We start from the raw sequence: 20630 nt of genomic DNA, 5'->3' as shown, positions 1-20630 counted from the left end.
GAGATTCGAACTCCCGACCCGTTATTTACCTACGATATATAAACGACTCTTTCATCGTTTGCTGAACGTTCATTTGGGCGGTCAACTGACCGTTTTTATTAATTAATATTATACGCTATAGTACGGCTCTACGTCAACGCTTAAAACTCTTTTATTCTACCGATTCTCTATCGACAATTCTGACGCATTTAGATGATACTATATCCACGGAAGACAAGATAATCGTCTTAAAATACGTTTCTCGGCGTATCTTTCCGCAATTATAGCCGAAAAAAAGACGCAGATTATAAAATCCCACGTCCCTCTCACCGCTATTACACCTTATACTTCTTGAAGAATTCATAGAGCGCAGCCCCTATAATATCATCTCGATTGAGACGATACATATCCTCGAATACACCTACTTTCACACATAAATCCTTGTCAATATTCACCGTCCTGCTAACTTTTTCTTTCGTCCCACTTTCTCCAATACGCATATATAACGAATGAATCGGACTAGTATTCTTCTGCGCCGAAATCTTTTCCTTTTCTTGCATAATCTCATTAACTGCGTTTTTAATCGGAACCCATTCGCTTAGCATTTTCCATAATCCACTTACGTCTTTTTTCTCGAGTACATCATCTGTAGTTTCTACCTTCGTATCATCCGCGACCGCTATAAATTCTCGAATATCCTTTTTTAAAGGAGCTTCTCCTTGTCCTGTAAAATGCCAACCTATATCACTTTTTTTACTATACTCATACCCCGCGTTTTTTAACCCCCTTAGCAACCTTTTATCACATATGCCAATCTCTTTTCCAACTACCTTAGCGGTATTTCCTTTGAGTAATTTTATTAACTCTTCAATCTTCATAATTTATGCCTCCTTCAATTACGCAACTTGCGTAATATCCAATTATTCATATTTTACAATTCTTATTTTTAAATATATCACACAAAAATAAAAAGGTGTAGCAAATCTGCCGTTCATCTCACTCTCGCCGTTTCTTAATCTACTTAAAAAGAAAGACAGGCGAAGTGTTCCCCGCCCATCTCCGCACTATTTTATATATTTTGATCGCAGGCTAAATATATCTTCCCCTTCACGAATGCCCGCCGATCCCTTTCTCACATTTTTTACGACAGTCCAATTCGAATTAGTTTCATCGCCGATGTTCTGTATTGTAAAGTTGCCGTCACCATATTTTCGGTGACCTTCTGCCAATTTCTCCGTTAAATCATTCTCGTTTGCTCTCGCCATCTTTGCGCCATCTCCCTTTTTATACAACCTTCTTTAACTGTCCAACCAATCACAAGTTCAGTCAATTGGAGATTCTCGTTTTCCGCTTCGATTAATTGTAACACACTGTCGAGGATAAGTTCCGATAACGGTTACCCCATCGCACTAGAAACGTTATTTTCTTTGAATGTGAATGAGCCGACGCCAGTTATGCTAAATGATACGATTCCATTCGTTACCAATCTATATCGTTTACGCATAAAAAAAGCGACTAGAGCCGAAGCCCTAAACGATTATTTCGTTTTGGCTAACGCCTTAACGACTTCTTCTTCCTTGACCGTTTCGTCGCCTAAGATATATAGAGTGCCGTCATTCTCGGCATCGTAATTTTCGCGTGTATTATAAAAAATAAAAGAGAGAGCCTTTAAGCCCCCCTCGTATATCCTATTTACCATTGCCCCCTTGCTCGTTGTTTTTGACGCTCTAGTCTCGCTAATTCCTGCGCAACCTTTTCGATATCTGCTTCCTCGCGTACGTGTAATTCCGCTACTTGAATAGTAGACTGATAGACATTGCCGCCGTTATTTCCGCCGCCTTTTTGCGGTGCTGATGCGACGCCCATAACAGAAGGTCGATTCGCAGTACGAATGAAGTTAAATAGATTCGCTTGTTGTGCTTGCGTTAATACTATCTCGTTCTTCCGTAACCTTGCATCTACTTCGTCGAACTTCGCACTTTTACCGACCAATCCACGAGGTGAGCCGCCACTGTGATACTTCGGTCGTGTAGATCGGTTCGATGGCGATGAACCTACCGTACCTCCGCTATGGAAATACTTCAGAGGATTCAGGTCACCGAGCCATTCTAGCGAGATTCGCTTCGTCTTCGGTGCTGTCGCCTTTTTATCTAAATCATCGACTTGCGCATCACCTTTCGATTTATCGACGTCAACTTTCTTCGTCTTCTGTGCTTGTGCATGCTTATCAAGGATACTGATTGCTATTTCCGCCATTTTGCCATCCCCGAGAATCTTCTTGACTTTCTCCGCTAGGGCTTTGCGGTCAGTGTCGGCGATTTTCGCATCGGCTTGCGATTTATCAGCGTCGACTTTCTTCGTCTTCTTCGCTTCGGCACGAATGTTTAACGCATCGATAACAAGGTTTGCCATCGTGGTATTACCGAAAATCTTCTTGATTTTCTCGGCTGTCGCTTTCTTATCGACGTCGGCGATTCCGTTGTCGGCATCCGTCTTATCTACGCCCATTTTCTTATCTTTTTTCTTCTCGATTTCGCCTTCGGTCTTCTTAATCCCATCTTTCGCCTGTGTATCGTCGACACCCATTTTCTTATCTTTAGGCTTCTCGATTTCACCTTCGACCTTCTTGTTCGTGGCTTCGGCTTCTTCAGTCTTCAGGTTGACGTTTTTGTCGACAGATTCTTTAGTCTTATCGTTCAACTTCCCAGCTTTTTCGATTTGCTTATCGTACTCTGCCGTATTCTTCTCGTGCTTCGCCCGCATCTCTTCGATAGCAGTCTTCGTATTTTCTAACTCACCCTTAACCTTCACCGCATTTTCGTATTCCTTCGTCTGTTCTTCCGTAACCTTTTGCTGACCAGCTGTTTTCTTCTCGTAAATATCGATAGTCTTTTGGTGACCTGCGAGAGCCTTATCGATTGCTTCGGCTTCCTTTCCGACTTCATACGAGACTTTTGCGCTTGCCATCGCTTCCGCTACACGAGTACGGACGATGTTTTCTGATTCCTGTCGCTTGGCTTGAATACCTTGAATCTCGATAGCGTGTTGCGAGATTGCGAGTTCATTCGCATCGATTTTTTGTTGTTTCGACCTCAAAATCGCTTCTTCATGCGATAACTCTTTCTTGTACATGTGTGCCTTACCTTCTTGACCTTTTCTGACAGCTTCGTTGTACTTGTCCTCTAGGCTGTTGACTTTTGTTTGTTGCATTTCAACGTCCTTGACTAAGTTCTTACGATTCGATATCTTCGCATTTCCTTCTTCGACAGCAGTTGCATAGTCCTTTAAGTCCTTCGCCTGATTCTTATACGCCTGATTTAACTGCTGGTCTAATTCGAGTTTCTGTTTCTCTTTAAGAGCAGAAACTAACTCTCGGGCCGCATCCGCACTTAACGCAAGTGCTTCGCCATTCTTGCTATATGCTTGCGCAGTAGCAGGTGCTTTTGCAATCATTTCGTCGTTGACGCCTAAGAACTTCTTTAGTTCCTCATGCGATACTCCTGATGCTTTAGCGAGATTATTCATTTCATCAACTAATGCTTTTTTCTTTTCAGGGTTCTCAACTAAATCGACTTCCTTCATTACATCCCTATAACGAAGCAACTGGTCATTACTTAGATTAATCTTCGCCTTCATTTCATCGAACTGGGTCGCTAGTCCTTCGACTGTACGTGATTGCTCGCCTAGTTCCTTGTACGTTTCCATGTTCACCTCTTTGTATTCTTGCGTTGCGCCTTTGCCGTGCATCATAGCAGCGGTTAATGTTCCGACAGCTAACGAGATACCAGCGATCCATGCTGTTGCAGGGTTCGTTACGATAGCGACAGATAATGTTCTCATTGCCGTTACTACCTTCATAATACCTACAGCGAGTAACGCAGTACCAGCGGTAGTTGCTCCCATAGTCAAACCGAATCCGATTAGCTTAGGGTCAATCTTTCCCAGTAATCCGACCATTTTCGTAGCGCCGTCAGCGAAACTAGTAAACGAAGGAAGTAACGATTCTCCAATAGCAATTACTACGCCCTCCATCGCTGACTTTGTTTGCATCCATGCACCGTTGAGTGTTTCTTGCTGAATCTTGGCGACACGTTCCGCTGTTCCGCCAGCGTTTTCTAGGCTTCGTTTATACCCCTCTAATGTGCCTTGTCCTTGATTTATTAATGCGAGGAAACCTGCTGATGCTTCTGTTCCCACTAACTGTGCCGCAGTAACGGTCTTCTGCGCATCCGTCATGCCTTCCATCTTTCCGCTGACGTGTCCAATTAATTCGGGAAGTGGTTTGAATTGCCCGTTCGTATCTACCACCGATATTCCTAACTTCTCGAAGGCTTTCGCTGTTTGTCCTGTAGGATTCGCTAGGGATAGTAACATCGCACGTAATGACGTACCTGCTTGCGAACCTTGAATACCTGCATCGGACATCTTTGCGATAGCCGTCGCTGTATCCTCCATGCCCCACCCTAATGCAGATGCAACTGGCGCAACATATTTCATACCCATACCTAACATGTCTAGATCGGTATTTGCAGTCGTCATTGTTTTCGCCAAAATATCGACAGCCTTATCGGTATCTTTCGAACTTAATCCGAAGCCCGTCATAATATTCGAGGCTATATCCGCACTTTTACCTAATTCAATTCCGCCAACTGCCGCTAGGTTAAGTACGGCTGGTAACGCATTAATAGAATCCTGCGCCTTGAATCCTGCCATTGACAGGAACGATAGACCTTCCGCCGCTTGTGATGCACTGAACTGCGTAGACGCCCCTAAATCCTTCGCTGTCTTCGTTAACTGTGCGAACTCAGTATCTGTCGCACCTGATATCGCCTTAACCTTCGCCATTGATTGCTCGAAGTTCATAGCCGACTGAACAGATGCGCCAATAGCGCCGACCATCGCAATACCTGCGACGGCTGACGCTTTACCTAGTGAGGACATGCTTTGTGATGTACTGGTCGAACCTTTGCTGAACTTATCCATGTCGTCTTTCGCCTGTTTCGTACTTTGCCTAAACTGTGTATTGTCGAGAATCAGTTTCGCCCTGACTTCTCCTGCGCTCGCGCTCATATATTTCATCCCCTTCGTTGTCTGAATGCAAAAAAGACGCTACCATCTGCGGATAACGCCTTAATCATCGTTTATTTAGTTCGTAACTCAATTGTCGTATCTTATGCTTTTACCTCTACCCAATCGCTTGCTAGGATATCGCTTGGTGTCGGTTCCCATGGCGTATATGCACCGCAACCACTGATAGGATGGTCGCATTTACTCATGATATAGTTGCCACCTACCGTGATGTATAATGTCTTCTTCTCACTTTCTCTTTTGACTCCCTTACCCTCCTTTAATAGTACTAATGCTTCGTTGAATTCCATCATTAATAATCGCTCCATTTCGTTATTAGTTTAGTAGCGGTTATATTACACCGCCAAAAGTCTATATTTACGCGTTAATTCACTTGATATCTTGATAATCTGCTAGTAGGAAGGGCAAAGCCCCACCCTACTTATTCAACACTTGCTTGTACTTCCGCAATGAAGCCAGCATGTTGTTCGTGGTATTCATCAATATTACTAGCGAAGGCATGTGTACGTTTTCCGATTTCTTTTAGATTAGATTCGAATAATCCCATGTTAACAACTGGCGTTTTCTCTAAATCAGCGATATCACTGAATGCTTTACGAAGTTGTTCCGCTTCGGGAACGTCCTGCTGTTCTTGTAGCTGACTATGGATTTTACGCAATCCAATTCTAGCACTGTATTTATCTTCGGGACTTCCGCCTGCATTGATGACAGTTTCAGCGAGTCTCATAAATTCGCCATCAATCTGCAAGGCTAGTCCACGTTCATCCGCTTTGCTTACTAATTCTTTCATCGCATCTAATCGCTTCCCTGTTGTTTCTCCGAATAATACAGCGCCTTTAAGAGCCAATAGTTCTCTATCAAATAAACGTTGTTTCTGCGCATCTACTTTTTTAGTTTCAGCGAGTAATAGCGCTTGTGCTTCGGATTTCGCTTCCGATAATAGCTGACGATATTCTTTTTGGAATCGCTGTGCCTGAAGGAAGAATCCGACTTCCAATTTATCGTCTAGTTGCTTGCGTTTCTGTGCCTTTCCTTCATCACTCAACATTCCGTCAAGTTCAATTCGATTGCGTTCAGTTCTTGCGTATCCCATTAGACCTCCCATGAATTCTTTCATTCCTGAGTGACGAATATCTCTTGCTTGATTTACTTTCTCTTGAATAGTTGCCATGATTACATCTCTCCCTTTATTTTATTGGTTACTTTATTTAGTCCATTTCTTATCTTCTTTAACATATAGATTGCGACCTGCTCCCAAAGGGGTACATTACGGCAATGATGCGCCTTCCCGTCCTTCTCGAAATAGTAGTCGCTTAACATCGCTAATGTCGTAGGGCCTGTTATATATTCCGCTGTTTCTGACGTTTCACTTTCGTCTTTCAACTCGCATGATACTCGTTGTTCGTGAAGTAGCGCAGTGTAGATAAGCTGTGTGCTTGTCCAAACGTCATAATCCGTTACTTCACCGCAATGCTTATCAATAACAGTCTCAATTTTATCTGCGATAAAACCTACGTTATAAATCGGTGAAACATCTTTGAATACCAGTCGGTTCTTATCGTATAAAAAGACCACCAGGTAATCGTATCTATCTTCGATTCTATGTATATTAGCGGTGATACGTGGTTTTGATACATCGATTTTAGATGATTCTTCCATAATTCATTCCCCTTTCTTTTTCAGCTTTTTAATTTCTGATGATACCGCTTGTCTTGCGTCTCGTGTCGCAATATCTTTAACGAGAATATCTAGTTTATATAAGTTATTTTTTCCGACTAACCGTTCCACCTTACGCATATTGTATTCGTTAGGTACTTGATGCCCTGATTCCCAACGGGTTGTTGCGAGGGGTTGTACGCCTAATTCCTTTGCGAACTCTTTCTGCGTCATACCAAGAATCTTTCTAATAAGACGTATCCTATTCGCATTTGCTCGTTTAGTTGTTTTGCTCACTTTCTATCAACTCCTTATATTTAATTGATTGATATTACTACCATATATTTGATATGGTTCAAAGTTAAATTGGAGGTAGAGAGACAGGTTGTGCGTACCTATCCCTCTCACATTGTCAGCTCAGTGCAGGTAATCACAGAGCAAAGTTAAGTTAGTAATATAAAACCATGTATTTTGTATGGTTTAAGTTTAGATAAAGTATTTTTACTTCTTCATCCTATATCGCCTTCTAACGGCTTGTTATTTGGCGTACTTAACGTAATTTCTTCAATTTATTTAAAAATAATAGGAGAGCCGAAGCCCTCCAAGTTATTATTTCGATGATACTCGTTCTTCTAATGTATCGAAGATTCCAGTTAACGCATCCGTTACCTCGCTAATATATCCACGGTCGACAATTCGAGGATTCAACGCATATGCATCGCCCTTTAATGCCGTAATTCCACATGAGATTTTAGCAAGTGCGCCTTTCTTCACGATTCCGCGTAACTTATTCGTGAATGACTTGTATTCTAGTCCGACGATTTCTGCTAATCTTGCGACTGGTAGATATTCAACTTTCGATAAGTCCATTTCGTCAGGGTTCTCGACCAGCATGTATGTACTTACGTGAATGTACGGCATTAATTTGAAGATGATGCCTGCTTCAGTGTCCGTTAGTCTATCTAGTACTTTGCTTGTGTGAGTCTTATAAACCTTTACGAAATCCTTTTCCATGTTAACACCCTTTCCGCATGCGATTAGTTCTTCGTTAATATAATACTTCGCTGTTTTCTTACTTCTATCTACTTTGATAATACCTGCGTTTTCCAAGCGATCAAGAACGTGCACTAATCCTCGGCGACTCTTTCCTAGCGATTTCATCATGTTCGCAACAGTTACTGCATTCTCACCTTTGCGACCACTATCGTTAGAAAGCAATCCGTCATTTCCGTAATATAGATGTTGCATCAATCGTAATACGACGCCTAAGTCTGCGCTTTTTAATTCTTGGTTAGTGCTGACAATCTTACGTGCGACTTTGTAGAATACCCGCTTATCTTTCTCACGTCGTAATTCTCGTTCTCTCTTCGCTATGATTGCGTCACGTTGAGATGTTTTAGTCGCTTCGTGTTCTGCAATGATTTGCGCTCTTAATTCTTCTATCGATAATAATTCGCCCTCCGTCGTTACTAGTTCCGTAATTCCGTTTAGTGTAGTCATAATAACCTGCCCCTTTTCGTTATGTTGGTGATGGAAAATTACTTCCTCGATACATAGGGACATCCGAAACGCTGTTATTTGCATATCTAATTACTTTTTTTATTAATTTTGCACATATCATAAATACAGGTAGGTTTGATGGATGCAAACCGCTGTAAACACTACACACTTTTTTTGCACATAAACAACCTTTTCACACATTTTTTTACACATAAGAAAATAGCATTCGTCCTTACTCTACCAATGGATACAGCCATTTTCCATATGAAACCCCTTCTGTTATCTGGGTTGATTAAGTACATTTTTATTACGCATCAACTACCACTAAATGATAACCATCTAACTGCTGTGGTACGCACAAAGGCATCTGCTCCCACTGATTCGCTGGCGCTCCCAGTATTATTTATATAGAATGCGATAATTTCTTTAATAAATAACGCAGTAATATATAATCATTGACTTGAGCAGTTCCCTTAATGCGATAAGTCCTAAGCCGTTAGGCGTAGTTATCTTTGTCTCTACTTATAATAGGGGCGTTATTATCGCTAGTTAGGCTACTCTCGCATCTATTGCGATAATATATTTATATACTGGCTATAGTTATATAATGGGTCTAGCTAGTGAGTGGTTGAGCTATGATAGGTAGACCGCTCATGGGTCGGACAAGGTCGAAGAGTATGCGAATATTTTGCGATAAAGGGTTTCCTATAACGCCCTGAGTCGAAAACTGCGTGTACTTTTCGTAGGGGACTGCTTCAGGGGGTATCGGTGGTGGGCTTGGGGGGTGGTGACTTTCCGAGTTTTGGGATGGCGTCGTGATGAATATCGAATTCAATCAAATGAATAACGAATGACACAGAAGGACTTTGTGTTACTTTCGACTTTCGAAGAGAAACGTTGATTTAACAATCTTCTTCGCACATTCAATGAACATTCAATTCGAATAAAGTTTTATACATAAAAAGAAACGTTGATTTAATCACGTTTTGAATGCGCAACGAGAATCGAAAAGAGTGAATGAAAGGATGAATAAAAGAAAGCGATCACTTTCGAATAACTCTTCGAAGACTTTCCGAACTCTTTTCGAGAACAGATTAATAGAATCTTTTTCGATAACCCTTTCGAACACTTAACGCAGACACTAACATGCAGTACTTACGTGATGTACGATGCAGTATAACGATACCTGATAGTACGATATGGTGTATTACGGAATAGGTTGTCAATTAACAGCGTCTAGGACATCGCAAATGAGCCCGTTAATTACTTAGAATACTTGTGATACATACGCAGACAGAAACGCCCATATGAGCCTATGCGTGTCCTATGACGGCTACCATATCCGCCCTAACATACGCTGGTATATATGCCCTATGAAATCGTACACGGTGCGCCCTGTGAAACAGATATGACGTTGTATCGTCGTCAGAAAATGCGGTACATACATGCGCCCTATTCCATATAGAAAAAGCGCCTTGTTCAATTCAAAAAACCTTCATAACTCACAAGTATTGACGGTTTAATAGGTGCGTAGTAAGATAAGTACACGAGACACCTTCATATCTTACCTTCAAAAATAAGACGCAGGAAAGGTATCTAAAGGAGCGATTTTATAGTGACTAAGATTTTAGGCTATGCACGAGTGAGTACGGTCGGACAAGATTTAGAAACGCAGATAGAAACACTAGAGAAGTATGGTTGCGATAAGATTTATCATGAGAAGTTCACGGGAACGACGACAGAACGTCCGAAGTTTATCGAAGTTATTAACGTACTAGAAGAAGGCGACACGCTTGTAATAACAAAGTTGGATCGCTTCGCAAGGACAACGAGGGAAGCGACGGAAACTATCGAAATGTTATTCGAACGTGGTGTGAAGGTACATGTATTAGACCTCGGCGGGATTATCGAAGACACTCCTCAGGGACGTTTGATGTTTAATATATTCAGTGCATTCGCAGAATTCGAACGTGGCTTAATCGTTCAACGTACGCAGGAAGGAAAAGCAATCGCTAGACAACGCCCTGACTTTAAGGAAGGACGCCCAAAGAAATTCAGCGATACGAAGTTAAAAGAATCGATGGAAATGCGAGAGAAGATGCAGTGGAGCATGAAGAAAACCGCAGAAATGACAGGTGTATCTTTATCGACATTAGAAAGATATGCGAGAAAGCAACGACAATAGACGCTGAATTTATTTGGCGTCTTTTTTATTTACTGAAATCGAACAGAATGCGCAGACCCCCTGTTTTCGAGAGAGGCGCCCATTTCCCGTTTTCAGCTAGTGTAAAGGCGATAACTCAACGTTAACCTACCGTAATCCCCTCGCATATCTCCGCGAAGTCTTATAAATGTAAACTACCGTCAACTTCTTTACGCTTATTTACATGCTTTTAACGTTTACTCTCGCAAGGGGTTCGGCGTTTCATCGAAAATATTACACGAGGTTACATCAATATTAACATTCGATTTATACAGTATGGAATTTAAATAAACAGAGGTACGATACAGATGCGGGAAAGGTCGAAAATAGTAAATGGACTAACCACCCTAGCACCCTTTTATCAGTTATTTAGTAGTCTTTTAAGAGGAATGTGTTTTCGCTACTTATGTTTTTAATCAATTTAAGGAAAAAGCATACGATTCAATTGCCTCATGTCAACTATATTGTATAATGAGGTTATAAAGAAAAAGAGGTGAAAACATGAATTTGTGGATAATCTTAGCTGCCGTTACAGCAACCTTAAGTCAAAATAGTGTAGATACATACTACAAGGTTAAAGAGAAAAGAGTCGCTCCCACCAAGAAGACGACTCAAAGTAACCACAGGGAGAGAGAAACCTCTCCTATACCTAAGATTATAACACATTCATACTAATTATGAAAAAATTCATCTGGACAAATGTCCCTGTTGCTTTATTTTTAATTTTTGTTTTAACAACCCTTGATTATAACAATCTAGATACGGGGAGTTATATCTACATTATTTTTACTGGAATAGCTTTATTTTTAATGTTGGTTAATATAATTACCCTGTATATAAAGGAGAAGAACAATGTTTAATTTTGAAACAAAAGAACAACTAACAAAATTCATACAAGATGAAATTTTGAATTCCTCGGAAGCTTTGGATATTCTCGGGTGTTCGAGACAGTATTTAAACAAGTTGATAAAAGAGGAAAAGCTAATACCGATTAAAGAGACAAGACGCGATAGATTATTCTATAAACAAGATATTTTAGTAAGGAAGGAAAAAATGAGAAAATAAAAAGCAGTTTGTGCATATCGCCTAATTATTAGTAATGTATAGAAAGAATGGCGAGATACATTACTAAACAATATAACAAAAAACGAAGTGGGCGCAAATTAATGCGTACCGCTTCGTTTAGAAGTGTTAGAAAATTATTATACAATTTCGCATACCTCAAAGCATAGTAGGTTATGATTACTTTAGGCTTGTTCCTAATAGTTTCAAAATAAAGATTTAGTTTTTTGTATAGAAAATAACTTTTGGAATCTATAACCAAGTTGGGTTATAATACGAATATACGAAAAAGCCTGTCATATTGGTAGTACGGCAGACTTTGCAAGGTGGTGAATACATATGGATGCAATCACCGTTACTGCGGTTTGCTCTTTACTCATGGTTGTTATGGGAATGATTAACATGAGCAAAGGAAAGAAGTAATATTTTTATCTAAAGTCTTTCAGTGTTGGTAGCACTTGAGAGACTTTTTTCTTTATATAGTATTCCACATCTAATGCAGAATATTACTTATAAACCTGTAGTTTACTAATTAGGTATGCAAAGTCTTCATTTTGAGAACATTTAGCTCATTGTTGTCCCTTAGGCAACATAAAGATAAAAAAAATAATCTAACAGTTAACTTTAAGTGAACTCATGTATCCCCGAAAGCGGCTTTCATCCCCCCGCCACCTGGGTCATTATGCTAACTTTTTATCATAATGGATACTTTTAGTATTCTTATAGCAACATTATAACTTAACTTAGAGTCCACTTACAAGCGAGTTAAGCTAAAAAATTCGCTTGAAGCGAACTCCGCCATCTTCCTGAATGTGATTTCTAATAGTTGTTATAAGGTGTCAGCTCCCCGTAATATGTGCGCCTCTAGTTTAGTTATGCGTTCATTAGCCTTTTCAAGCTCCCTTTGCAGTTCGACTATAAGGTCATATACATTATCGAATTCAGTGATATGAATTTCATCCCCAAATATTTGTGCCTCAGTCGCTCCCAGCGCTTTTGCTATCCTTTTAATGGCTTGCGTTGGTACTATTGTATTTCCATTTATGTAGTCGCTCATTGTACTTCTCTTAATTCCAGTCCTATCTACTAAGTCAACTTGCCTATATCCTCTTAGAATCATCAATTCTTTTATATTTGACGATATACGCTCCGCCACGGCTTTGTCTTCTGCTGATTTTAGATTACGAGCCATTATATCTGTCCTCCGTTGTATTTATTAAATCAATCACTCTCGAGTATCTCTGTCTCTTCTTCTCAGTATAATTTCGGTTAAACACGCCAAACCTACCGATAACGCGAATACAACACCGAAAGCTGATACGTATAGATTACCGAATGCCCTCGTTGCCCACATAAATAAAAATGCGAATATAATTAAATACCTCTCTTTACGCTTCCTCATAGCATAATTCCTCCGTCTTTTCCGAACCTTTATACATCCTCATCTTCTTTCCTCTTCCGCACAAACTGTCCAATCCTAGCAGTAATAACCGATGCGAGTACAGCCATTGCAAATACTACTGCTAGCCCACCTATGACGGCGTTTCCAATTATCTTCGTAACAACCAGCAATACAAATGCAACTATTAACAGGTTCACCCTTGTATTTTTCTCTTTCTTTCTATCCTTCACGCCTTATCTCCCTTTCTAATATTTCTTTTTCGGATTCTCTGCTTAAATCCCCTCACCGTACTTCTAGCAGAATCAAATGATCGCCCTGTCTTCTTCGATAATGCTCTAGAAATCGCAACCTCCGTAACTTTTTCGTTATTCTCTACCGTATGTATCATAGTATCTAGTACAATGAAATCTATTTTCTTCTTGCATATGTTTTCATATAGCTTTGCGTAAGTATCTCGGTTAGTCATTACATTGCAGATCGCCTTTTCTTCGGTAGTATCTGTACAGTCCTCTAGCGTTTCAAGCACTTTAATATCGCCTATAAGTGTTAGCACCTTCCTCCTTTGTCCTCTTCCTCTTTCTCCGCAATATTTACGTAAAGCTTGATAAATAAAACACTTAATCCTCTTATCGAAATCTCCCCTATTTATATCAAACGTTCTAATCGTATATTCTATTCTGCGGAAACAATCATCTATAAAGTGTACTTCGTTATTTATCTTATACCAGTTATCTTTAGCTAATCGCTCAATCAGTGGTATGTAATGCGCTTCAATTTTTTCTACATACTTATTATCGCATATTCCAGTGTAATAATCTTCCACTTCTTCCTTAGCTAGTATCGCTATTCTATTTAATGTTTCGTTTATGTCCTCGTCTTTATTTGCGTATCGCCTTATAGTAAGTCTGCTTTCCATGCGTAAGTCTTCCACCTCTTATAGCACCTGTATCCTCCGATATTCAACTCACTTCCGCTAGTCGCGTTTAATATCGAAGTTATGCTATTGACAATCGGTGACACATCGACTAGCAGAGGTGAGGAAGTCGTAGGAAGCTGGGCGCAGTTTGAACCCCTATTTCGCATAGATAAAAAAATAACAAAGCGTTTTAAACTTCGTCATAATTTCGTAGTTTCTATGCAAATAGAGGTAAGGCGTTAACAACTAGCGTCGGCTCGTTGTGTGAGGTTTTCAGTAACGCATTCCCCGTCCTTGTGCTTTCACACATATCGACTTTCTACACTACAAAACGTCCCATAGTGCGTAAATCTTTCGATACACCCTGTTACCGTAGTAACAACGTATTTCCACCCTTGCCGTACAATGCCCGCAATCGGCTAGACCTATACGACGCACGGGGAATGATATGCGTTGGATTGTATAGCGCTGATTTATTTGCGTCGGCTCTAGCTAACCTTTTACGTTTTTATAGCGCTACGGCATGCGCTTTTTGACTTACCGCATCAGTACCTAAAAAAGACATTACTAAAGACGCCTTGCAATCTTCGAATTTTTTCGATAGAATGCAAAGTAGATGGTCGGACTGATACGGCTTGTCCGTTATTTAGTTTCGATGTTAGTAGTTTTGAGTCTCCAGTTGGCGCTGGGGACTTTTTTATTTATAAGAAATTCCTTAAACTTTCCGCTACTTCATTTTTATCTAAATGTAGATAACGTGTTGTAACAGATATATCACTATGTCCTAGCGCTTTAGATATTAATGCAACGTTTGCGCCTTTCTTTAAAAGATTCTTCGCAAATCCTCTTCGTATAGCATGCGGATTGATGTTTTTTAGTCCATATTCCTTCGCATGTTTAGTCATTCGTTTTGTTATGATGTTATTCGTCGGACTAGTTACGACACTTCCGCCACTCTTCGTAATAAAGAGATAATCATTTTTCGCTTTATACTCTCTGCGAATGATTTCATTTTGTTTCATAAGAACGTCTAGCAATCGTGCGAGAGCATCGTCAAACGGCAGATATATCGATTCATGATTCTTAATAATACCGCCGTCAATACTTAATACTTTCGCATCTAAATCGACGTGTTTATGTTCTAATTGCGCCAATGTGCCGACACGTATTCCCGTTTGATACATAAGTAAGATAGCGGTAGCGTCTCGTAAATCTAAGAATCGTGTTAAATCGAGTACCGATAACAATATATTAATTTCTCTATCCGTCGCACCTTCTTTAACAGGCGTATCTACCTTTATCTTCACATTGCGCCAAAAGTTAATATCAATCCACCCGTTATCGTGGCAACGTCCTAGAAACGCCTTTAGACACTTCAAACGAGTTAATTTCGTTTGATTGCTAACGTTCATAGACGATAGCCACCCGTAAATATGATTAACGTTTAATTCTTCTAAGTACTGCGTATCTGTTATCTTCGTAAAGTGGTTAACGTGTAAATAATAGTCATTTATCGTACGCTCACGTAAGCCTGTCGCCTTCATTTGACGCACAACTATTTCGAGTGCTTTGTCAATTGTTAAATTAAATGTATAACGACCCTCTGTGGTCTCTTTCTTTCGCTGATCGCTTTTCAATCTATCGCTAAAAATATTCGATAAGTCTTCGCTAATCGTTAAAGAATCGCGTCTTTTTGACATAAAAAAATAAGCCCCCTAACTCGTTAGTGACCGCACATTGTACGATTCAACTGACGAATTAGAGAGCTTATATATCGCGGATTTTGACGTCACCGCAAAGGTTTTTTTAGCGTCCCAGGAGAGATTCGAACTCCCGACCGTACGCTTAGAAGGCGTATGCTCTATCCGGCTGAGCTACTGGGACATGGAGCGGGTGAAGAGAATCGAACTCTCGACCAGAGCTTGGAAGGCTCTTGTTTTACCACTAAACTACACCCGCATATGTTATTTTATTTTTCTTCGTTAGCGCCGTTGCCCTATCGACAATATTTATTATATTCATAACTACTTATAAAGTCAACACTTTTTTAAAAGAGGATAATTTTTCTTATCCTCTTTTAAAAATTGCTTGTTCCACCAGCTGTCCATCTAATGTTTCAAAACGAACTTCTATATGATTTTCATCCATTTCTAATAAAGCGAATGTCTTTTCCACACGAGAGCGCGGGAGCAAAATACTTCCTGGATTAATAAATAAAATCCCATCAAGTAATTCTGCCCCTAATACATGAGAATGTCCAAAGCACGCTACTTGTGCTCCTATTTCTTCTGCATGATACGCTAACGTTTGTAACGTCATTTTCACATTATGACGATGACCGTGTACAACTAAGAAACGAATTCCATCTACATCAGTTACAATTTCATCTTGAAAGTTAGCATAATCACAATTCCCTTTTACAACTTGGAAACCTTGTAGCTCTTCGTGAGCAGGCGTTAGCTCTGAATCACCACAATGAATCATGACATCTACTTTCCCTTCATATTTCTCTTTTAACTGCTGTAATTCCTTCACAGAGCTATGACTATCGCTTACGATTAAAGCTTTCATCAATCTCTCTCCCTTATTCTTCTAAAAACCATTCCGGGATTTTCTCTTCTAATTTACGAAGAGCGCGTCCGCGGTGGCTAATCGCATTTTTCTCATCCGAATTTAGCTCAGCCATCGCTTTTTTATATTCTTCTACATAAAAAATCGAATCGTATCCGAAACCATTTTCCCCGCGACGCTGTTCTAGAATTTTCCCTTCGCACGTTCCGTTTACAATAACCGGCTCTTTATCCACTTCAGGGAAAGCAACTGCTAGCGCACAGTAAAAACGAGCTGTACGTTTTTCTAAATCGACGTCAGTTAACTCTTGTAACACTTTATCTATATTCGCCTGATCATCTTTCGGCTCTCCAGCAAAACGAGCTGAATACACACCTGGTTTCCCGTTTAAGGCATCTACAATAAGACCAGAGTCATCCGCAATTACGATGGAATTCAACTGTCTACTAAGACTGTCCGCCTTTAAAATTGCATTTTCTTCAAATGTTTCACCAGTTTCTTCGACTTCTTCAATATGAGGAAAATCGTGTAAAGATTTCACTTCTAAGTCAAATCTCTCAAATAACTCAGCAAACTCACGTACTTTTCCAAGATTTTTCGTCGCTACAACAACTTGCTTCATATTTTCCACCTCTACTCTATATGAGATACGATGTCACCTAACGCTTCTTTTTGCTTTTCAACAAGTTGGAAAATCCCTTGTTCAGCAGCATCAAGTAATTCATTTAATTCAGCTCTGCTAAACGTCGCTTCTTCTCCAGTTCCTTGCACTTCAACAAACTGACCTTTTCCAGTCATAATAACGTTCATATCAACGTCTGCTTTAGAATCTTCAGCATAATTTAAATCTAAAACAACACCTTGTTCTTCAACAACACCTACTGACGTTGCCGCTAAATAATCTTTCACCGGAATTTTAGATACTTTTTCTGCTTGCAATAATTTTTCAAAAGCTAATACCATCGCTACATAAGCACCTGTAATAGAAGCTGTTCTCGTTCCGCCATCCGCTTGAATTACATCACAGTCAATCCAAACCGTTCTTTCGCCAAGCGCTTCTAAATCAACAACCGCACGTAATGCTCGTCCAATTAAACGCTGGATTTCCATTGTGCGCCCTGTTACTTTCCCTTTACTTGACTCTCTGATTGTACGTTGCTCTGTCGCACGTGGAATCATTGAGTATTCTGCTGTTACCCAGCCTTTTCCTTCTCCGCGCATAAACGGCGGTACACGCTCTTCAATTGTCGCTGAACAAATTACCTTTGTATCCCCAACTTCAATTAGTACTGATCCCTCTGGATGTTTTAAATAATTTGTATGAATATGTATATGGCGTAGCTCTGCTTTTCCTCTACCATCTACTCGCATAAAAATAACCCCCTCATAAATACTCTCATTAGTATAGCCAAATTTAAATGTACGATATGTATAACAATAAAAGAAGGGGAACTCAAAAAGCAATTCCCCTTTCTTACATAAGTATATCAAATTATTCGCGATTAAAAACTACCTGTATTCACGTTTTGTGGACGATCAACAGGTTTTATTAACTTTTCACCTTTCTCATCCATAAGATTTGCTTTCCCATTCACTTCAATAGAAACATTTTTCACACCTTGTTTTTCCGTTAAAGATAAGACTAACGATTTCAACACATAATTTGAAATCATGTTTTTGTCTGGGTTCACAAATATATTTTCATTAAAGTTTAATGTAATATTTCCGTTCTCCACTTTTGGATTCGTAATAAGCTTAGCTCCTGGATTAAAATCATTTAGTAGCGACCCTTGAATCGGACCTTTTACAAGCTCATCCACAATTGCCGAGTAATCATTTTCTTTTCCTTCTGCAACGCGCCTTGTTACCGGTACGTAATATTGCTGCTTATTATTATTTTGCGCCATAAAGTAAAGTGTAACCGGTTTTGTATGCGTCACATCTGCTACTTGTTCATCATCAAAGTTAATACCATTCGCACGACTTACACCTTCACCAAGCGGTGTACCCGCAACAGGCATCTTCACTAACTTTTCACCATTTATTTGGAACTGCACTTGTTTTATTTCTGTAAATTGAGTCAAAGTCCACGCTACTGATTCAACAATTTGACGTTCTTCTTCTTTTGAATAATTTTTCATTTCTTTAGAGAAATCAATTACTGCTGTCCCGCCTTTTTTCAAATTCAAGGTCATCGTCGTATTCGCTGGAAGGACTGCTCGAAATCCATTTGGCAATAAATTTGTAACTGGTCCATCTTTCACAAGATACTCTAACGTTTGCTGTACAACTTCATTCGCTTTCGGAGTAGGCATTGCAATAGTTTGCGGTACGACATATCCATTTTTATCAACGAGGTATAACTCTCTATTTACTGTTTGCCCTTGTTTATCTTTTTTAGCAGTTTCTTTCTTTTCACCTTCTGTATACGTAACTTTTTTTGGCGGATCAATTTGTTCTGTCGCTTTCTCTTGATTTAACAAGCCACACCCTGATAATAAAATCGCACTCACAGTAGCACCAACAACCCATTTAAAAGTGGATTTAGGCATGCCATTCCCCCCTAAAATCTAAGTTTGTACTATTATGTATACGAGCTGTTTCATGTTTTAGAACAAGCTATGGCTACTTATATAGAAAAAACCCCTGATTTCTCAGGAGTTCTCTTATATGAATCTACTATTATTCTGTTTCTAAATTGATATGCTTCACATTTTCAATCGGCTGACCGAACCACTTTGATGCAATTTCTTTAAACAGGCCTATTTTACCAGTCGTTAAGAAGAGATGATCACTTTGTTCTTCTCCCTCATTTAGCATCTTACTATGGTATAAAATCGTACTTACCTCACGCGCTGTTTCATCACCCGAACTAATTAATTGTACTTGATCCCCCATTACCTTTTTAATAACAGGACCTAAAATCGGATAATGTGTACATCCTAGAATAAGCGTATCAATGTCAGTACTTTTCAACGGTTGCAATGTTTCTCTTACAACTTCATACGCCATTTCACTTTCGAAATTCCCACTCTCTACAAGCTCAACGAAAGGTGGGCACGCTAAACTTTCTACCATAACACGGTTATTAATAGACTTTAGCGCCTCTTCATAGGCGCCACTTTTTACTGTTCCAATCGTTCCAATAATCCCAACATGATACGTATTTGTCACTTTTAAAGCTGTACGTGATCCTGGATGAATAACTCCAACTACTGGAATTGGTAATTGTTTCTGCATTTCTTCTAATACAACCGCAGTTGCTGTATTACACGCAATAACTAACATTTTGATATTTAAATCTAATAAATGCTCCGTCATTTCCCACGTAAATTGACGCACTTCTTCACGAGAACGCGGACCATAAGGGCAACGTGCTGTATCCCCTAAATATATAATACGCTCTTTCGGCAACTGACGAATTAATTCCTTCGCTACTGTTAAACCGCCCACTCCTGAATCAATAACACCGATCGCTCTATTCAACTTAATCACCCGTTTTCTCATTCATCATCTTTTATGTTTATCAGTATATTTCACACACTTTAAGTTCGCTAACTTAAAGTGCCCCTGTATAAAAATTTTCATTTGTACCTATATAGATCAGGACCTTTTTTATTTTGCTCCTTTTTTTCATAATTTGCAAGACAGAAAAATAACCGACCTTCTATATGAAAGTCGGTTTCTTCTATATAAAATGCTCATTCAAAATAAAACTCCCGCTACTTTTATTAATAGCGGGAGTTTTATTTCTATATTTTATTTATCGCGTTCTTTATAGCCTTACCTATTTATGTATGAAACATTCTTATCATTCATATGGAGCATGAAACAAACAGAAAAATAGCCGACCTTTTGTATAAAAGTCGGCTGCTTTCTTATAGTTCAAGCTCTCCCATACGAAGAAGCTCAACAACTGCTTGTGAACGTCCTTTAACCCCTAGCTTTTGCATTGCGTTTGAGATGTGATTACGTACTGTTTTTTCACTTATAAACAGTTCACCTGCAATTTCCTTCGTCGTTTTATCTTGAACCAGTAATTCAAATACTTCTCTTTCTCTCTTTGTGAGTAACGGTTTAGATTGATACGCTTTTTCCTTCAACTGGTATAACCCTCCTTGCTTAAGCCAGAGCTGTATATGTGTAAGTTGGGTGTTTATTTAGTCAAGATATTGTATGAACGAAATGTGCAGGTGGTGAATGAAAATAGGCTTTATTTCTTATGTTATTTTAGACTTTTATACAGTGCGTAC

At 39.5% G+C, this 20630-nt stretch carries 21 protein-coding genes and 2 tRNA genes; 2 read left to right on the top strand and 21 right to left on the bottom strand.

All coding sequences use genetic code 11. The annotated features are described in order from the left end of the window. Nucleotides 1-314 precede the first annotated feature (314 nt). From JFU18_RS20690 to JFU18_RS20655, 8 genes are all read right to left on the bottom strand, one after another. Nucleotides 315-857, bottom strand: a complete 543-nt coding sequence (locus JFU18_RS20690) for a CopG family transcriptional regulator (protein ID WP_201034344.1) — start codon at nucleotides 855-857, stop codon at nucleotides 315-317. 186 nt (nucleotides 858-1043) lie between these two features. Continuing rightward, entirely contained in the window at nucleotides 1044-1244 is a 201-nt protein-coding gene (locus JFU18_RS20685; protein WP_201034345.1) for a cytoplasmic protein, read from the bottom strand. A gap of 427 nt (nucleotides 1245-1671) precedes the next feature. Continuing rightward, nucleotides 1672-5049 carry a phage tail tape measure protein gene (locus tag JFU18_RS20680; RefSeq protein ID WP_201034346.1) on the bottom strand — a complete coding sequence of 1126 codons (3378 nt, stop codon included), beginning with the start codon at nucleotides 5047-5049 and terminating at the stop codon, nucleotides 1672-1674. A gap of 101 nt (nucleotides 5050-5150) precedes the next feature. Then, nucleotides 5151-5357: a Thoeris anti-defense Tad2 family protein gene (locus JFU18_RS20675; RefSeq protein WP_242486480.1), complete on the bottom strand. Its 207-nt coding sequence runs from the start codon at nucleotides 5355-5357 to the stop codon at nucleotides 5151-5153. A 131-nt stretch (nucleotides 5358-5488) separates the two neighbouring features. Continuing rightward, nucleotides 5489-6238 (bottom strand): hypothetical protein, encoded by a 750-nt coding sequence (locus JFU18_RS20670; RefSeq protein ID WP_201034348.1) that lies wholly within the window; start codon nucleotides 6236-6238, stop codon nucleotides 5489-5491. 2 nt (nucleotides 6239-6240) lie between these two features. Next, complete coding sequence (locus tag JFU18_RS20665) at nucleotides 6241-6726, bottom strand: hypothetical protein (RefSeq protein ID WP_201034349.1); 486 nt, start codon at nucleotides 6724-6726, stop codon at nucleotides 6241-6243. A gap of 3 nt (nucleotides 6727-6729) precedes the next feature. Further along, complete coding sequence (locus JFU18_RS20660; protein ID WP_201034350.1) at nucleotides 6730-7020, bottom strand: helix-turn-helix domain-containing protein; 291 nt, start codon at nucleotides 7018-7020, stop codon at nucleotides 6730-6732. 312 nt (nucleotides 7021-7332) lie between these two features. Then, nucleotides 7333-8223, bottom strand: a complete 891-nt coding sequence (locus JFU18_RS20655; protein ID WP_201034351.1) for a hypothetical protein — start codon at nucleotides 8221-8223, stop codon at nucleotides 7333-7335. Nucleotides 8224-9838: 1615 nt separating this feature from the next. Between JFU18_RS20655 and JFU18_RS20650 the strand changes: the two genes are divergently transcribed. Further along, nucleotides 9839-10408: a recombinase family protein gene (locus tag JFU18_RS20650; protein WP_307838351.1), complete on the top strand. Its 570-nt coding sequence runs from the start codon at nucleotides 9839-9841 to the stop codon at nucleotides 10406-10408. A gap of 870 nt (nucleotides 10409-11278) precedes the next feature. Next, on the top strand, nucleotides 11279-11491 hold the full coding sequence (locus JFU18_RS20645; protein WP_201034352.1) for a DNA-binding protein: 213 nt from the start codon (nucleotides 11279-11281) through the stop codon (nucleotides 11489-11491). An 826-nt stretch (nucleotides 11492-12317) separates the two neighbouring features. Here JFU18_RS20645 and JFU18_RS20640 read toward each other — a convergent pair. From JFU18_RS20640 to gerE, 13 genes are all read right to left on the bottom strand, one after another. Continuing rightward, the gene (locus tag JFU18_RS20640; RefSeq protein WP_201034353.1) at nucleotides 12318-12680 is read right to left on the bottom strand and encodes a helix-turn-helix domain-containing protein; all 363 of its coding nucleotides are present in this window, start codon (nucleotides 12678-12680) and stop codon (nucleotides 12318-12320) included. A 33-nt stretch (nucleotides 12681-12713) separates the two neighbouring features. Then, on the bottom strand, nucleotides 12714-12890 hold the full coding sequence (locus JFU18_RS20635; RefSeq protein WP_201034354.1) for a hypothetical protein: 177 nt from the start codon (nucleotides 12888-12890) through the stop codon (nucleotides 12714-12716). 29 nt (nucleotides 12891-12919) lie between these two features. Beyond that, nucleotides 12920-13120, bottom strand: coding sequence for a hypothetical protein (locus JFU18_RS20630; RefSeq protein WP_201034355.1), 201 nt, complete (start codon nucleotides 13118-13120; stop codon nucleotides 12920-12922). Beyond that, nucleotides 13117-13806 carry a hypothetical protein gene (locus JFU18_RS20625; protein WP_201034619.1) on the bottom strand — a complete coding sequence of 230 codons (690 nt, stop codon included), beginning with the start codon at nucleotides 13804-13806 and terminating at the stop codon, nucleotides 13117-13119. Before JFU18_RS20625 ends, JFU18_RS20630 begins: the two co-directional genes overlap by 4 nt. A gap of 701 nt (nucleotides 13807-14507) precedes the next feature. Next, entirely contained in the window at nucleotides 14508-15506 is a 999-nt protein-coding gene (locus JFU18_RS20620) for a tyrosine-type recombinase/integrase (protein WP_201034356.1), read from the bottom strand. Nucleotides 15507-15616: 110 nt separating this feature from the next. Next, nucleotides 15617-15690: transfer RNA gene (locus JFU18_RS20615), tRNA-Arg, on the bottom strand. 1 nt (nucleotide 15691) lies between these two features. After that, nucleotides 15692-15765, bottom strand: a tRNA-Gly gene (locus tag JFU18_RS20610). 108 nt (nucleotides 15766-15873) lie between these two features. Next, the gene (locus JFU18_RS20605; RefSeq protein ID WP_137057153.1) at nucleotides 15874-16377 is read right to left on the bottom strand and encodes a metallophosphoesterase; all 504 of its coding nucleotides are present in this window, start codon (nucleotides 16375-16377) and stop codon (nucleotides 15874-15876) included. Between the two features lie 13 nt (nucleotides 16378-16390). Beyond that, the gene (locus JFU18_RS20600) at nucleotides 16391-16999 is read right to left on the bottom strand and encodes an XTP/dITP diphosphatase (protein ID WP_201031852.1); all 609 of its coding nucleotides are present in this window, start codon (nucleotides 16997-16999) and stop codon (nucleotides 16391-16393) included. An 11-nt stretch (nucleotides 17000-17010) separates the two neighbouring features. Next, nucleotides 17011-17748, bottom strand: a complete 738-nt coding sequence (rph, locus tag JFU18_RS20595) for a ribonuclease PH (RefSeq protein WP_002015340.1) — start codon at nucleotides 17746-17748, stop codon at nucleotides 17011-17013. A gap of 131 nt (nucleotides 17749-17879) precedes the next feature. Next, the gene (locus JFU18_RS20590; RefSeq protein ID WP_002129281.1) at nucleotides 17880-18929 is read right to left on the bottom strand and encodes a GerMN domain-containing protein; all 1050 of its coding nucleotides are present in this window, start codon (nucleotides 18927-18929) and stop codon (nucleotides 17880-17882) included. A gap of 130 nt (nucleotides 18930-19059) precedes the next feature. Next, nucleotides 19060-19872, bottom strand: coding sequence for a glutamate racemase (gene racE / locus JFU18_RS20585; RefSeq protein ID WP_002015338.1), 813 nt, complete (start codon nucleotides 19870-19872; stop codon nucleotides 19060-19062). Between the two features lie 383 nt (nucleotides 19873-20255). Further along, nucleotides 20256-20480 (bottom strand): spore germination transcription factor GerE, encoded by a 225-nt coding sequence (gene gerE, locus JFU18_RS20580; RefSeq protein ID WP_000659484.1) that lies wholly within the window; start codon nucleotides 20478-20480, stop codon nucleotides 20256-20258. Nucleotides 20481-20630 lie beyond the last annotated feature (150 nt).

It is taken from the genome of Bacillus sp. TH22, assembly GCF_016651015.1.
In the GTDB taxonomy this organism is placed as follows: domain Bacteria; phylum Bacillota; class Bacilli; order Bacillales; family Bacillaceae_G; genus Bacillus_A; species Bacillus_A mycoides.
This window is presented reverse-complemented; position numbering and strand designations above follow the sequence as displayed.